This is a genomic window from Ramlibacter sp., from assembly GCF_035548915.1.
GTDB lineage: Bacteria > Pseudomonadota > Gammaproteobacteria > Burkholderiales > Burkholderiaceae_C > Ramlibacter.
Window position 1 is genome coordinate 125899 of sequence record NZ_DASZSE010000031.1, and the last position, 14279, is coordinate 140177.

The following is a 14279-nucleotide window of genomic DNA, read 5'->3' on the forward strand; positions in this document are numbered from 1 at the left end:
GGCGGGCCGCTTCAGCTCACCAGCCCTGCCTTGCGGATGAACGCCTCCACGCGTTCCATCCACAGCTCGGGGCCTTCCATCAACAGCTCGTGCCCGTCCGCGCCTTCCACGGGCGCGGTCATCACCAGTTCCGCGTCGCTGCCGCCGCCGCGAAACGCGGCGAACCACATCCGCGGCGCTTGCGGGCCCCAGTAGCCATCGTTCTCCGCGTAGAGCCACAGGGTCGGCTCGTGCACGACGCGCCCCAGGTCGCGGTATGTTTGCGCGAGCAGATCGGGGCGGCAACTGTGCCCTGGCGCATCGATGGGGTTGCCTGCCGTGCCGCCCGAGAAGTTGATGACGCCGCGCACGCCGGCGAGATTCAGCGAAGCGACCGCGATGCTGCCGAGGCCGCCCATCGACCAGCCCTCGACGCCGAGCCGCTCGCGATCCACCCACGGCTGCGCGATGGCCCAGTGGTAGGCGGCAAGCGTCGACTGGCCGATGGCCGCGGCCGCACGCATGAAATCGGGCTCGCCGATGCACTCGCCGCCACGCCAGCGCGCGCCGGTGTCTTCCTTATCCGCACCGCCTGCGGCGCCCACGCCGCCATACCCCGGACGCAGCGGCGCGATCACCGCGACGCCGTGGCCGAGCCACCAGCGTACGTGGCCCGCCGCGATCGGCGCGACCATCGCACGTCGCGCGGCGCGGTTGGCGGGGCGTCCATGCAGATAGAACACGACGGGAAATGGCCCGGCACCGGGCGGCTTGAACACGTGCACCGGCATGCTGACGCGCGTTCCGTCGGCGAACTCCACCGGCACCCGGACGAGCTGCGCGCGCATCGGCGGCGCGTCCGGCCGAGCCGCCCCCGCAATGAGGCAAGCGAGTATCAGCAAAAGGGCCGAGCAAGCCTGGCGCACCATGGGCGCGACCTTAGCAAGCCCAGCCGCGCGCGCCGGTAGGACGCTGCCGACGATGGCACGCCAAACCGCTGCGCGAGGAAACGTGAGCTAGAACATCGTTTCCTGATACCGGTCGTGCTTGCCGTCGGTGCGCCCATGCAGCAACTGGACCTCGGGCTCCTGCAGCGCCTCGGTCTCGTAGCGCTTGCCGCATTCAGGGCAGGCGTAGTCCTCGGGCTGGTCGTGATCGGGCACATGCGATGCAAGCACGCGAAAACGCGCGCCGCAGTATCCGCACGACTTCTCGAAGATGCTCAATCCGGCGGTGAAGGCCGGCTCCAGCGAATGCTTCATCATCGTCCCTCCGTGCAACGCTCTGTGTTGGGACGCCATGAGTATGCGCCGCCCATTCAGGCGCGGCAAGCTGGAGGGGCGCCGGCGAGACTTTCAGCTCGCCGGTTCGAGCGCCATCATCCCCGCCGCCGTGTTGGAGATGGGGATGTGATAGTTGCTGTGCACCTTCCGCACCGGCCCGGGCACGGCGGCGCGCGTCGCAAGCCACATGAGCAGCTCCACGCCCTGCGTGCCGGTCTTCTCCACGAGTTCGTGAATCGAAAATCGCGTCGCCCACTGCGGATCGTCGACGAGGCTCGCCATGAAGCGCAGATCGAACGGCTTGTTGATGAAGCCCGCGCGCTGGCCATCGAGCTGGTGCGACAGGCCGCCGGTGCCGATCACGACCACGCGCTTGTCACTCTCCCACGACTCGATCGCCTCTCCCACCGCGCGGCCGAGCATGAAGCAGCGGTGCGCCGTGGGTAGGGGGAACTGCACGGTGTTGATGCAGATCGGCACGGTCGTCACCGGGCAATCGCCCTCGGGCCAGAAGAGCTTCATGGGCAGCGTGAACGCATGGTCCACCCGCATTTCCTGGCAGGTCGTGATGTCGAATTCGTGCTCGACGAGACGCTCGATCAGGTGCCACGACAGGTCCGGCTCGCCCTGGAAGGGCGGCATGACCGGAATGCCCCAGCCTTCGTCCGCATTGCAATATTGCGCGGCGGCGCCCACCGCGAAGGTGGGCATCTTGTCGAGGAAGAAGTTCAGGCCGTGATCGTTGTAGAACACCACCGCGACGTCCGGCCGCACGTCCTTCAGCCACGCGTGTACGGGCAGGAACCCGTCGAAGAACGGTTTCCAGTAGGGCTCCCCCTGCAGACCCTTGTCGATGGCGCGCCCGATCGCGGGCACGTGCGATGTCGTCAGGCCGCCGACGATCCTGGCCATGCTGGGCTCCTCTTCTCGTCTTCTTCCGAAAGCGTGTCGGGCTGCTCGTTCTGCTTGACGAGCATCGCCTTGAATTCGTCCTTGCTCATGCCCGTCTGCGCGGCGCCGAGGTCCTGCACATCGAGCCCGAGGATGCCCGCGAACTTGGCGAGGTAGTACACGTTGCCGCCGGCCTCGAGCAGCCCGAGCACGTCGCGTTCGCGGATCGCGCGCGCCTGCGCCGCGTCCAGGCCGTACTCGCGCATGTAGCCTTCCTCGTCGCGGCGGAAGGCTTCGCGGTGGGCCGCGTCGTTGAACGAGAAGCACATTCTGTTGAGCGCATACCCCTTGGCGGCCTGCACGCCGTCGAAGAGGATCGTGCCCGGAATCGAAGGTGGTTCTCTCATGCGTGAGAGTGTGGCCGCCGCGCCCCACCCCGGCTGTGACGCAGGTCAATATCGGATCATTCGTGGAGGCCGGCCGGAGGCGACGTCATCTGTCATTCAACCCCCGGGGCCGCAGAGAGGGCCGCCCCGGCGGCGGCAATCGGGGTTCGCGCCCCGGGGCTACTTGCCCATCTCGACCACGACTTCCCCCGACACCGGATCGGTGACGCCCAGGCCGCCCCCCAGGTCCTCCAGCGTGTCGCGGAAGCTGTCGAGCAGCGCGATCATCTTCGGCCGCGCCGCGGCGATGTCCTCGAAATTCTCCCACTCGCCCACGACGCAGAAGCTGCGCTCGCCGGTCTTCACGAGCGAGAAGCGCACCATGCCCTTGAAGTTCGGGTCGGCGCGGCGATGCGCGTCCAGGAAGTCCTGCTCGCGGCCGGGCTTGGTGCGGAAACGGACGATGTTGAAAGCGGTCATGGGCTTCTCCTCGCAGCGGAATGCTGCCGAAAGTCAGTCGCATTGGCCGTGGATTCTCTTACGCGCCCGACGCGCCTCAAAGCCCGTTCGGCAGGAACACGATCGCTTCGAAGCCGGGCGACGTGTTGCGCAGCGTGAGGCGGCCGCCATGCGCCTGAGCCACCAGCTTGCAGAGGAAAAGGCCGAGGCCGACGCCGCCCGTGGCCCTTTCGCGCGAAGCGTCCGGCCGCCAGAACGCTTCGCCCAGATGCGGCAGCGTCGCTTCGTCCACGCCGGGGCCGCTGTCGCGCACGCGCAGGTCGATGCCGAGGTCCGTCGAACGCAGCGTGACGACCGGCGGCGGCGCGTTGGGCGGCGTATGCCGCAATGCGTTGTCGAGCAGGTTGCGCAGGAGCATGCGCACGCGAACCGGGTCGAGCCGCACCGGCGGCACGTCCGCGAGATCGAGCCGGATGCCCGCCGCATCGTCGCGCTGCTGCCTGAGCGCCGCCACCGTTTCCTCCACGAGCGCGCGCGGCACCACGCTTTCGCGATGCAGCGCCGCGTGCCCCTGGCCGAGCCGTTCGCTTTCGAGCAGGTCGGTGACGAGGTCCGCCATCTCCTGCAGGTCGCGCAGCAGCGCGCGGCGCCGCGGGCCCGTCTCGCCCTCGTCGTGCAGCAGTTCGGTGTTGAGGCGTGCGCGGGTGATCGGGCTGCGCAGTTCGTGGCTGATCGCGAGCAGCAGCGCGCGCTTCGCCTCGAGCATGCCGTGGATGCTCGCGGCCATGCTGTTCACGTCCGACGCGAGATCGCCCAGTTCGTCGCGATGCCGGATCGGGATCGCCTCGCCGAAAGCGCCCTGCCCGAAGCGCTGCGCGCCTGCCCGGATGTCGTCGAGCGGCCTCAGCAGCCTTCGCACGTAGGCAAACGCGAGCGCGGTGATGGCGAGCAAGCCCGCGAGCGTGAAGAGCCCCACGACGCGCGGACGGTTGCGCCACGCACGCGTGTCGAGGCCGAACTCGATGCGGTGGCCGTCGGCCGTGGTGCGCGTGAGCAGGCCGCTCTCGGCCAGGTGGAAGTCGTCGCGGTGCGACCAGTACTTCGATTCCTCGTCGTCGTCCGCGGAGCTCTGCCAGTTGAGCTCCGGCCCCGTGATGCGGATGCGAAGCGGCAGCCGTTCCGCCAGCCGCCGCGCGCGTTCCTGGCTGGGAGGCGAGCCAATCTCCTGCGCGAGCCGGTCGACGTAGTCGGCGAGCAGCGGCTTCGCGGCGTCGCGCCAGCCGACGGAAAGCGCCCGCTGCGTGCCCGCGATGAAGATCGCCGTCGTGGCGAACGCGAGCAACAGGAAGACCGCGACGAGACGCGCTTTCAGCGAATGGCGAAATCGCCGGTGTGCGTGGCGATGCCAGCGCGGCCGCTGCGGCGGGGACGTGGGCGAAGACAGTGGCGCTTCAGCCATGGCCGCCCTGCGGCCGGAGCGCGAGCGCGTAGCCCGCGTTGCGCAGCGTCTTGATCGCGTCGAGCGGCTCGAGCTTTCGGCGCAGGCGGCTCACGAGAATGTCGACCGCGCGCGTGTAGAGCTCCGCCTCGTGCCCGCGCAGCTGATTCAGGATGTCGTCGCGCCCGAACACCTTGCCCGGCTCGCGCGCGAGCAGAAGCAGCAGCTCGAACTCGGTGCTCGTGAGATCGAGCGCGACGCCCTGGCGCTGCACGGTGCGAGTCACGGGATCGATCACGAGGCCCTCGAAGCGCAGCCGGCCGTCGCTCGCCACCGGCCCGCGCCGCCTGAGCACGGTCTGCAATCGCGCCACCAGCTCGCGCGGCTCGAAGGGCTTGGGCAGGTAGTCGTCCGCGCCGATCTCGAGGCCCACCACGCGGTCGGTGAGTTCGCCGCGCGCCGTGAGCATCACGATCGGGATGTCGCTTTCCTGTCGGATCGCCTTGCACAGCGCGAAGCCGTCCATCTCGGGCAGCATCACGTCGAGGATCGCGGCGTCGAACCGTTCCGAGCGCAATCGGGCGAGTCCTTCGCTCGGGCGGAATGCCTGCTCGAGTTCCATGCCGAAGCGCGCGACGTAGGCCGCGAGCGGCTCGCCCAGGGCCTGGTCGTCGTCGATCAAGAGCAGCCGCGGCATGGAGCGGATTGTGTCATCGCCACCCGTGGCGGCCGCGCCGCTCCATGAATTCGCGTGCCTTGGCCTGCTGCGCGGGCGAGAGGCTGTCGTAGAAGTCGCCGAGCGCCGCGACCACCTCGGGACTCTTCGCCTCGACGGCGGCGGTCTTCTCGTTGACGATGGCCTGGGCCTTCGCGCGGTCGAACTTCTCGCCGGCGAAGAGGTTGCGGATGTCCGCGCGCTGGTAGGTGCCTTGCCCGACGAGGGCCATGCGTTGTGCTTCCAGCTTGTCGGCGAGCGCGCGCAGCTTCGCTTGCTGCTCCGCGTTCAGGTCCAGGCGCGACGTCACGCGGCCGATCACCTTGTCGCGGATCTTCGCGCGGTCTTCCGCGCTCATCGCGCCGAAGCTGTGGTGATCGTAGCGGTGGCTGCATGCGGCGAGGCCGCCGAAGACGATCGAAGCGCCCAGGGCGGTGATGAGCGTGCGGCGAATCCAGGTTCTCATGAAAGTTTCCTTTGGGAGTGGAGGTGTGGGGTGAATCGTGCGCGAGCACGGACGTCGCGTCATCGCCGCGGGGTTTCGGTTCTTTTCGTTTTGTTTCGCCGCAAGCGGGACTCGAGGGCTGTGACCACGATCACATCTCGTGCGCACCTCATGTGACCGCGAGCACATCGACAGCGCGCGTGTGACCGCGCTCACCGTGGGCAAGCAAGCGCCGCTTCTAGAGTTGCCGCCACCGAACGCGAGCGTTTTCGCGTCGGCAAACACCAGCATCCCGCCAGTCACCGAAAGGAAATTCCTCCATGGCCATTACCGCAGCGGAAAGAAGCGAGATCATCGAGCTCGTCGTCCTCATGTTCGACGCGGCGCCCGGAAGCGCGTTGCTGCAGCAGATGGTGAGCTTCTACGAAGACCAGGGCCACAGTCTGCGCGCGCTCGCCGACGCACTGGGCCGCACACCGGTCTTCGCATCGATCCATCCGAACTTCGAGACCTCCGACGAATTCGCGAGCAGTCTGCTCTCGCCGATCGGACTTGGCAACGACGCACTTGCGCATGACGTGGTGGTGGCCCAGCTGAACGCGGGCAACTCCAAGTCCGGCATCGCCTTTCTCGTGTGGCAGGCCCTGAAAAACCTCTCGCCCGACGCCGCCCAGCAGTACCAGGATGCCAAGGCGATCGTCGAGAACCGGGGCTGGGTCGCGGAGTACTACTCCGTGACGCGGGCCCAGTCGTCCAGCGACTTCGCGACGCTGCAGGACGTCGTCGTTCACGTCGGCGCCGATGCGGCCAGCGTGAATGCCGCGGTCGCCGCCATCGACGGCGCGCTCGCCACTGGCCCGCAACTGACGACCGGCGTGGACACGATCAACGTCCGCGGCCACGCGCAGACGAACATCCTGGGACTCGTCGACGGCAACGCGGATGGCAACACGTCCCATGGCACGTTCAGCGCGGGCGACAGGATCACCGGCAACGGGCACACCGACCTCTTCCTGACAGTGATCGAGGGCGGCGCCGTGCCGTTCGCCCGCGTCGACACGATCCACGCGGTCCACATCACCGCCGGGACCGACGCGACCGTGAACTTCCAGGCCGGCGGCTGGACGCACGTCGACGCGGTCGATCTCGACGACGGCGTGAACGGACTCGACGTGTTCCTGAAGAATCTCTCGGCCGGCACGGCCATCGGCATCTCGAACGTGACGGGATCGGTCTCGGCCGACTACGTGCTCGGCGCCGACCGCGTCCTGGCACGCATCGAGAACCACGACAGGAGAGGCCAGGGCGGCATGCTCAGGCTCGACGCGGCGGGCAACCTGAATGCCACCCTTGCCGACAGCATGGCCGCCGCGATTTCCAGCACCGACGGCGTGACGCTCGGCAACGTCACGGTTCACGGCGGCGCGAAGAACACCGTCGCGGCGCATTTCGACACCGCGCACAGCCTCGCCGTCGGCGACGTGTCGCTCGAAGCGGGAAAGCAATCGAGCCTCCAGTTCGTCGTCGACGGCGTGCAAGGCGGCCTGAAGATGGGCAACGTGCACATCGCCGACGGCGAGAAGTCGACGGCCCGGCTCGAAGTGGAGGACGTCACCGCGTCCGCGACGATCGGCGACGTGACGCTCAGTGCGGGCGCCGAGTCCGATCTGAGCGCGATGTTCTCGCGCGTCGGCGGCATGCTGGAAGTCGGCAATCTCACGGTGTCAGCGGGCGACGATGCCTTCATCGAGGCGGGTGCGAGCGACGTCGGCGCCGGCATCGTCTTCGGCAACGTCGGCATCGCCGCCGGCGACGACGCCCATGCGCATTTCGTCGTGACCGGCGGCGAAGATGTCCTGGTGCGCGATGTGTACGTGCAAGCCGGCACCCACGCCGATCTGCTCGTCCAGTTCCAATCGGCCGATGGCGACGTGACCCTCGGCAACGTGTCGGTCGCCGCGGGCGGCGACTCGCAAGCCGTCGTCGAAGCGGCCTGCATAGGAGGCGACCTGGCGATGGGCGATTTCACCGCCGAGGCGCAAGAAGGCTCGAAGGCGAGCGCGTCGATTCTCGACGTGGCCGGAAGTGTGATGGGCGCAAGGGTGAGTGCCGCCGCGGGCGGCGAAGGCTGCGCCACCGTGAAGGTCCGCGGCATCGGCGAGGATATTTCGCTCGGCGATGTCTCTGCCGCCGTCGGCGACACGGGGGCCGCGACCGTCTCCGTGACCGGCTCGAACAATCTCGTGCTCCGCGACGTGACCGCGTCCGCGGGCGATTCGGGCACGGCCACCGTCACGATCGCGAGCGACAGGCTGCTCGGAACCGTGTTCGCAGGCGGCCTCGGTACAAGCGCGGGCAGCAGCGGCAATGCCTCGCTCACGCTCCATCACGCCGCCGACAACGTGGGCACCCTGCGCCTGGGCGACCTCGCGGCCACGGCGGGCGATGGCGGCAACGCGTGCATCTCGGTGGTCCATGCGGCCACCGCGGCTCCCACGCAGAGCAACACCGGACCGGCGGCCGGCGACATGAGCGTGGGCGACCTGCGCCTGTCCGTCGGCAGCGCGCTGGACGCTTCGCACGACGTCGGCGCGCACGCCGAGATCCTGTACGCGGGCAAGTGCGGCGGCGCGACGCTCGGAGACTTCATGGTCGGGAACATCGATGCAAGTGCGGGCGACGGGTTCCTGAGCGGCACGCACGAAGGCCACGCGGGTGTTCGAATCCTCGCGGCCGCGGCGGCCCATGCCAGCGTGGGCGACGTGACCTTCGGCCACGTGCACATCGAAGCGGGCGACTTCGCCGATATCCAGGCGATGCTTCTGGGCGTAGCCCTCGGCGAAGACAGTGCGATCGGCGATTTCACGCTGGGCGACAGCGCGATCTCGGGCGGCGAAGGCGCGAGCATCCTGTATCGCGCCGGGCAGGCCGCGACGAACGGCGCGGAGGTCGGCAGCTTCACGGCCGGTGACCTTCAGCTGTTCGCGCGCCAGGATTCCAGCGTGCTTGCCGTGATCGAGCAAGGAATCCCTGGATGCGCCGCAGCGCTTCACTCGATCGGCGACTTCCGCGTGGGCGACGTCGAGTCGATCCAGGGCGACAACAGCCACGTCAGGATCGAGGTCCTCTCCCTCGCGCGATTCGACGGCGAGGCGGGCGCGCTCGACGGTGACTTTTCGGTGGGCGACGTGAGCGTGGCCGTGAGCGCGACGACCAGCCAGGATTTGTCCGGCCGCAGCGGCATCGCGCTCACGATCGGGCGCGAGCATCTCGGCGCGGGCCGCGGAACGGGCGGCGCGTTCGACGTGGGCAACGTGAACCTGTCGGCCGGAGAGCGCGGCTCGATCGCGCTCGCGATCACGGACCAGGGTTCGTGGGAGCGGATGGGCGACGTGGCCATCGGCACGCTCTCGATCGCCGCGGGTGCGAATTCGACGGCGAACGGCATCGTGAACGTCATCGACGAAGCCGCGGGCGACTTCGGCTCGCTTGCCATCGAGGGCGAGCGTCTTGTGCTGGGCGACGACGCGCAGGGCTCGTTGCGGGTGTCCCTCGGCCACGCGAATGCGAAGGGCGATTTCGGCGACGTGTCGCTGGGCGACCTGTCGATGATCCTGGGCGCGAGCGCCACGGCGACGATCTCGTTCGGCCTCGTGGACTACACGTCGGACGCGGCGCTCGGCGACTTTGCGATCGGCGACGTCGGTGTTGAGCTCGCGGCGGGGGCGACCGCGATCGTCGAGACGTTCGATCTTGCTGTGCGCGCGATCGGCGACGTGAGCATCGGCGACTTCGAAGCGACACTGGGCGACGCTGGCGAAGCGATCTTTCACCCGATATTCACGCCCGGGAAGATCGGCGACGTGACGTTGGGGGACGTGCATGCCGCCGTGGGCAAGAGCGGCTCGCTCGACTACTCGCTCGAATTCGACGGCGCGCTCGGTATCGGAGACTTGAAGGCCGGCGACTGGGACGCCGTCCTCGGCAAGAACGCCACCGCCAATCTATGGCTCGGCGCGGAAGCACTCGGTGCCGGCGGGTCGGTGGGCGCGGTGTCGGTGGGTGACGTCCGCCTCGATTTCGGCACCGGCGCGAACCCCGCGGCGGACCCGCAGCTCGACGGGGTCGGCGTGCGCATCGAAGCCGCGAGCCGCATCGGCGGCATCGGGATCGGAAACATCTCGGCCCGCGCGGACGACGGCGCATTCGGCCTTCTCGCGTTCCAGGCCAAAGCCGAACACGCGGGCGACATGGTGCTCGGCCGCATCGACCTATCCGTGGCCGACACGGGGCTCACATCCGGCACCGATCACGAAGACGTGGGCTCGACCCTGGCGCTTTTCGTGACGAACAGCGGCGACGCGCACGACGACGTGCTGGTCGGCGACATTTCGCTCGACGTCGCGGGCACGGCGCCCAGCGACGAAATCCACGTCACCCTGCATTCCCTGCACGGCAACGTGGCGATGGGCAACCTCGCGGTGAGCGGCAAGGGCCTCTTCAGCTTCGCCGCGGACGCGGACCTCGACGACAACACGTCGTTCCTGAACGTCTTCGCGGGCGGCGGCAAAGTGACGATCGGGGACGTGGACTTCAGCGGCTACGAGGGCAACGCGAACCTCGACCTGAGCTGGACGACCGCGGGCGCGGCGCACATCACCGGCGGCGCGGGCAACGACACGATCCTCGGCAATGCGGGGGCCAACGTCATCGCGGGCGGAAAAGGCGTCGACACGATCGACATCGGCCAGGGCGGCGACGACACAGTCTTGTTCGCGAAGGGCGACAGCGGCAAGACGGCGGGCCACCTCGACACCCTCGTCGGGTTCGCGCCGGGGACGGTCGTCTCGGGCGCGCTCTCGGGCGGCGACAAGCTGGGCTTCGGTCTCGCGGCCGGCAGCGCGGCCAACTATGCCGAGCGGGCCGCGAATTTCGGCACGCTCGCGGAGTTCATCGCCAACGCGAACGACGTATTGAACAGCACGGTGAAATACTTCGTGCAGGACGATGGCGTCGACACCTACGTCGCGGTCAACTACGGCAGCGGCGAGGCGGACCTGATCGTCGTGCTGGCCGGCGTGCACGACGCCACTTCGCTGCAGTACCAGAACTTCATCGCCTGAACTCGGCGCCTGAACTCGGGCTTGACCTCAGCCCCTCCACTCAGCCCTTGCCGCCGGCCGGGATCACGCTCTCGGCCAGTTTGGCGAGTTCCACGAGGCTGCGCGCGCCGAGCTTTTCCATCGCGCGGGCCTTGTGGGTCTCCACGGCTCGCGCGCTCAGGCCGAGCCGCATCGCGATCTCGCGATTGTGCGTTCCGCGCGTGACCCAGCGCAGGACCTCGATTTCGTCCGGCGTCAATGCTTCGCCGAGCAACACCGAAGGCTCGGTCGGCGGCTCGGTCTTCTTCGCCGTGCTGCGCGGCCGGGCCTGCGCCGCTTGCAGCGCGCGGCGCACCTGTTCGGCGTCGAACGGCTTTTCCAGAAAATCCACCGCCTGAGCGAGGAACGCCTGCCGCGCCGAAGCGACGTCGCCGTGCGCCGTGATGACGATCACGGCCAGCCTGGGGCATTGCGTCGCGAGCCGTTGCTGCAACTCGAGCCCGGAGAGGCCCGGCATGCGGATGTCGGCGATCACGCATCCCTGCCAGTCCGCCTGTGCCACCTTCAGGAAGTCCTCGGCGGATGCGAAGGTCGACGGGCGCCAGCCGTGCAGGCTGAGCATCAGCGACAGCGAATCGCGAAGGGAGGCATCGTCGTCGACGATGTAGACCGCCTGCTGTTCAGGCGCGCGCGGGAGGTTCGAATCCATCGATGGGTAGCGTGAGGAAGAATCGGCCGCCGGGGCCCGGCTCCGCCCAGAGTTTGCCACCATGCGCATCGACGATCGCGCGGCAGATGTTGAGACCCACGCCCATGCCGCCCGACTTCTCGGACGGCGCCGCGTCGAACAGGTCCGCCAGGCGTTCGCGAGGGATGCCCTCGCCGCTGTCGATCACCTTCACCCTCAGCATTCCGTCGCGCCCTTGCGCTTCCACGCGCACGGACCGCTCGGGCGCCACCTGCGAGGCCGACTCGATCGCGTTCGCGAGCAGGTTGCGCAGCACGACGGCCAGCTGCACGGGGTCGGCCCAGATGGGGGGCAGCGGCTCTTCGAGCCGCACGGCCAGCGTGACCCCCGAGCGCTCGGCGAGTGCCTGGTGCGCCTCGACGGCCTCCGCGAGGATCGGACCGAGCTGCGCGTGCTGCAGCGACGTGGCGCCCCGGGTGAAGAAATCGCGCAGGCGGTGCGACGTCGTTCCGGCGCGCCGCGCCTCTTCCACGAGCCGCCGCAGCGTGCGGTCGAGCACGTCCCGCCGTGCGGAGTCCACGTCCCCTTGCGACAGGAGCGTTTGGCAGACGTCGGCGAACTGCTGGATCGCGGTGAGCGGCTGATGCAGCTCGTGAGCGAGCGCGGCCGCCATCTGCCCCGCCGCCGAAAAGCGCAGGCTCGCGCGCAGTTCGGCCTGAACGCGTGCCCGCTCGTCCACCAGCACGCCGAGCAGCAGCGCCGTCATGGCCGATGCGGCCATCAGCACCTGCAGCTCGAAGACCGTCACGTCGCGGCCGACGGAATGCTGCGCCGCGAAGATGAGCCCGAGCTGCGCCAGCACGCACGACAAGGCCGCAGCCGCGGCGCCATAGCGCACGGCGGCCCACACGAGCGGCAGCAAAAGAAGATGGAAGTACTTGAAATATTCCTGCTCCGGATCCGCGAAGATCGCCCAGAGGCCCGCGCCCGTGAGCGCGACGGAAAGCCACCACCCCGGCACGCGCAGCACCTGCAGCAGGGGCGATCGCCGCACGGGGTCGAGCGCCAGCAGGAGCGGCGGCAAGGTGACGACGAGTCCCACGGTGTCGCCCACCCAGTACCGGATGAGCGCCCCCGGCACGCCGCCTTCGCGCTTGTACAGCGAATTCGCCTGGAAGCCGACATAGCAAAGGGCATCCAGCAGCGAGCCGGCAAGCACGATGGCGAAAAAGCGCAGCAGTTCGTTGCGCGTATCGAAGGCCGCGGCGGCCTCCTTGCGCGAGAGCAGGCGCGCGACGAGCACGGTGGCGAGCGTGAGGGTCGCGGTGGCGATGGCCGGCTGCAGCCAGCCCGCGCCCGGCCCGCGCAGCGCGAGCTCACTGCCGAAGAGACTGCACCAGACGAGCCACGCCGCTTGCGGGTAGCAGATGACGAGCGCGATGGCGAGGGCCTGCTGCGGATTCCACGGCGTGATGTTGAAGCCGGGAAGCGGCCGGATGTAGCTGATCCAGGCGAGAACGGCGTACGCCGCCACGTAGCCGATCGCGACCGGCCAGGGCAGTGACAGGCGACGAAGCGGCGGCATGGGCGAAAACATCGGTGCGTGGATCGGCGCGGGACGTGGATGCCGCAGAGTCTAGTCGCGCTGGACACGCGCACGGCCGCGCCGGGAGGCGGTCGAACGGGGGCCGAACGGCGACCGAACGGCGGCCAAGGTCGCAGCCTCGCATGATGGCGTCGCTGCTGCTCGTCGCCGTTGCAAAGGCGACCGGCGCGACGCGCGGGATCGCCGGACTCTCCGACCGCCGTGTCCTGCTGCGGGCCCTGCTGGACGGCATCGGCTCGCCAACCTGATCGCCGCCTGCGATAGGCGCGCCGCTAGAACTCTTCCGTGTCGACTTCGCTGCGCGCCTGCGCCGCATAGCGATGGCCGTGGACGGTTTTCTGGTTGATGGCCGCGTCGAGACGCGCGAGCAGATCGGGCGACAGCCGAACCTCCGCGGCAGCGACGTCTTCCTTCAGGTGCCCGACGTTCGTCGTACCCGGGATGGGGATGATGTCCTCGCCCCGGTGCAGCAGCCACGCGAGCGCGAGCTGCGCGGGAGTGCAGCCCGCCTCCCGAGCCAGTGCCTTGTAGGCGGCGAGCAGCTTCAGGTTCTGCTCGTGATTCGCGGGTTCGAAGCGCGGGAGCGTGCGGCGGATGTCCTTCGCATCGAACGCGGACACGTCATGCACGGCGTCGCAAAGGAAGCCACGCGCGACGGGGCTGAACGCGACGAAGGCCACGCCCAGTTCACGGCAGGCCGCGAGCACGGCGATTTCCGGGTTGCGCGTCCAGAGCGAATATTCGGTCTGCACCGCCGCGATCGGGTGCTCCCGGTGCGCGCGGCGCAGCGTGGCCGCCGACACTTCCGACAGGCCGATCGCGCGCACCTTCCCCTGTTCCACGAGCCGGCCCAGCGCGCCGACGCTCTCCTCGATGGGCACTTTCTTGTCCCAGCGATGCAGATAGTAGAGATCGATCGCGTCGGTCTGCAGCCTGCGCAGGCTGTCCTCGCAGTTTCGGCGCAACGCGTCTGGGCGGCCGTCGATCACACGGCGGGTGACCCCGTCGTCGCCCGTGACACCGCCGAGGCCGCCCTTGCTCGCGAGCGTGATGCGGCCGCGATGCGGCCTCAGCACGCGGCCCACGAGCGTCTCGTTCGCGCCGAATCCGTAGAGGGCCGCGGTGTCGAAGAGCGTCACGCCCGCGTCGAGCGCGGCGAGCAGCAGGCGTTCGCCCTGCTCCGCCGGCGGCGGCGCGCCGTAGGCGTGGCTCAGGTTCATGCACCCGAGGCCGATGGGAAAGACCTGGAAGGGACCGAGTTTGCGTTGTGGCATGCCAGGCATTGTG

General features: G+C 68.9%; 13 protein-coding genes. 2 read left to right on the forward strand and 11 right to left on the reverse strand.

The features are described from left to right. Positions 1 to 11: 11 nt before the first annotated feature. From VHA82_RS11595 to VHA82_RS11630, 8 genes are all read right to left on the reverse strand, one after another. On the reverse strand, positions 12 to 827 hold the full coding sequence (locus tag VHA82_RS11595) for a dipeptidyl aminopeptidase (RefSeq protein WP_325543699.1): 816 nt from the start codon (positions 825 to 827) through the stop codon (positions 12 to 14). 168 nt (positions 828 to 995) lie between these two features. Then, a complete protein-coding gene (locus VHA82_RS11600; protein ID WP_325543700.1) occupies positions 996 to 1241 on the reverse strand; it encodes a hypothetical protein in 246 nt (81 codons plus the stop codon). A gap of 93 nt (positions 1242 to 1334) precedes the next feature. After that, positions 1335 to 2174, reverse strand: coding sequence for a class III extradiol dioxygenase family protein (locus VHA82_RS11605; RefSeq protein ID WP_325543702.1), 840 nt, complete (start codon positions 2172 to 2174; stop codon positions 1335 to 1337). Beyond that, a complete protein-coding gene (locus tag VHA82_RS11610) occupies positions 2150 to 2560 on the reverse strand; it encodes a protocatechuate 4,5-dioxygenase subunit alpha (protein WP_325543703.1) in 411 nt (136 codons plus the stop codon). Before VHA82_RS11610 ends, VHA82_RS11605 begins: the two co-directional genes overlap by 25 nt. A gap of 159 nt (positions 2561 to 2719) precedes the next feature. Further along, positions 2720 to 3019: an antibiotic biosynthesis monooxygenase family protein gene (locus VHA82_RS11615; RefSeq protein WP_325543705.1), complete on the reverse strand. Its 300-nt coding sequence runs from the start codon at positions 3017 to 3019 to the stop codon at positions 2720 to 2722. Between the two features lie 76 nt (positions 3020 to 3095). After that, the gene (locus VHA82_RS11620) at positions 3096 to 4457 is read right to left on the reverse strand and encodes a HAMP domain-containing sensor histidine kinase (protein WP_325543706.1); all 1362 of its coding nucleotides are present in this window, start codon (positions 4455 to 4457) and stop codon (positions 3096 to 3098) included. Then, positions 4450 to 5133 carry a response regulator transcription factor gene (locus tag VHA82_RS11625; RefSeq protein WP_325543708.1) on the reverse strand — a complete coding sequence of 228 codons (684 nt, stop codon included), beginning with the start codon at positions 5131 to 5133 and terminating at the stop codon, positions 4450 to 4452. Before VHA82_RS11625 ends, VHA82_RS11620 begins: the two co-directional genes overlap by 8 nt. Before the next feature lie 13 nt (positions 5134 to 5146). Beyond that, complete coding sequence (locus VHA82_RS11630) at positions 5147 to 5617, reverse strand: Spy/CpxP family protein refolding chaperone (protein WP_325543709.1); 471 nt, start codon at positions 5615 to 5617, stop codon at positions 5147 to 5149. A 299-nt stretch (positions 5618 to 5916) separates the two neighbouring features. Between VHA82_RS11630 and VHA82_RS11635 the strand changes: the two genes are divergently transcribed. Next, positions 5917 to 10719, forward strand: coding sequence for a hypothetical protein (locus tag VHA82_RS11635; RefSeq protein WP_325543710.1), 4803 nt, complete (start codon positions 5917 to 5919; stop codon positions 10717 to 10719). Positions 10720 to 10759: 40 nt separating this feature from the next. Here the strand turns inward: VHA82_RS11635 and VHA82_RS11640 are convergent, their stop codons facing one another. Together VHA82_RS11640 and VHA82_RS11645 are read right to left on the reverse strand one after the other, a co-directional pair. Further along, positions 10760 to 11407, reverse strand: coding sequence for a response regulator transcription factor (locus VHA82_RS11640; RefSeq protein ID WP_325543712.1), 648 nt, complete (start codon positions 11405 to 11407; stop codon positions 10760 to 10762). Then, the gene (locus tag VHA82_RS11645) at positions 11379 to 12971 is read right to left on the reverse strand and encodes an ATP-binding protein (RefSeq protein ID WP_325543714.1); all 1593 of its coding nucleotides are present in this window, start codon (positions 12969 to 12971) and stop codon (positions 11379 to 11381) included. The genes VHA82_RS11640 and VHA82_RS11645 overlap by 29 nt, the downstream gene beginning before the upstream one ends. 143 nt (positions 12972 to 13114) lie before the next feature. Here VHA82_RS11645 and VHA82_RS11650 point away from each other — a divergent pair, with 143 nt between their 5' ends. After that, the gene (locus tag VHA82_RS11650; RefSeq protein WP_325543715.1) at positions 13115 to 13240 is read left to right on the forward strand and encodes a hypothetical protein; all 126 of its coding nucleotides are present in this window, start codon (positions 13115 to 13117) and stop codon (positions 13238 to 13240) included. A gap of 24 nt (positions 13241 to 13264) precedes the next feature. On the opposite strand, the gene VHA82_RS11655 is transcribed toward VHA82_RS11650, so the two are convergent. After that, on the reverse strand, positions 13265 to 14266 hold the full coding sequence (locus tag VHA82_RS11655; RefSeq protein ID WP_325543717.1) for an aldo/keto reductase: 1002 nt from the start codon (positions 14264 to 14266) through the stop codon (positions 13265 to 13267). Positions 14267 to 14279: the final 13 nt, after the last annotated feature.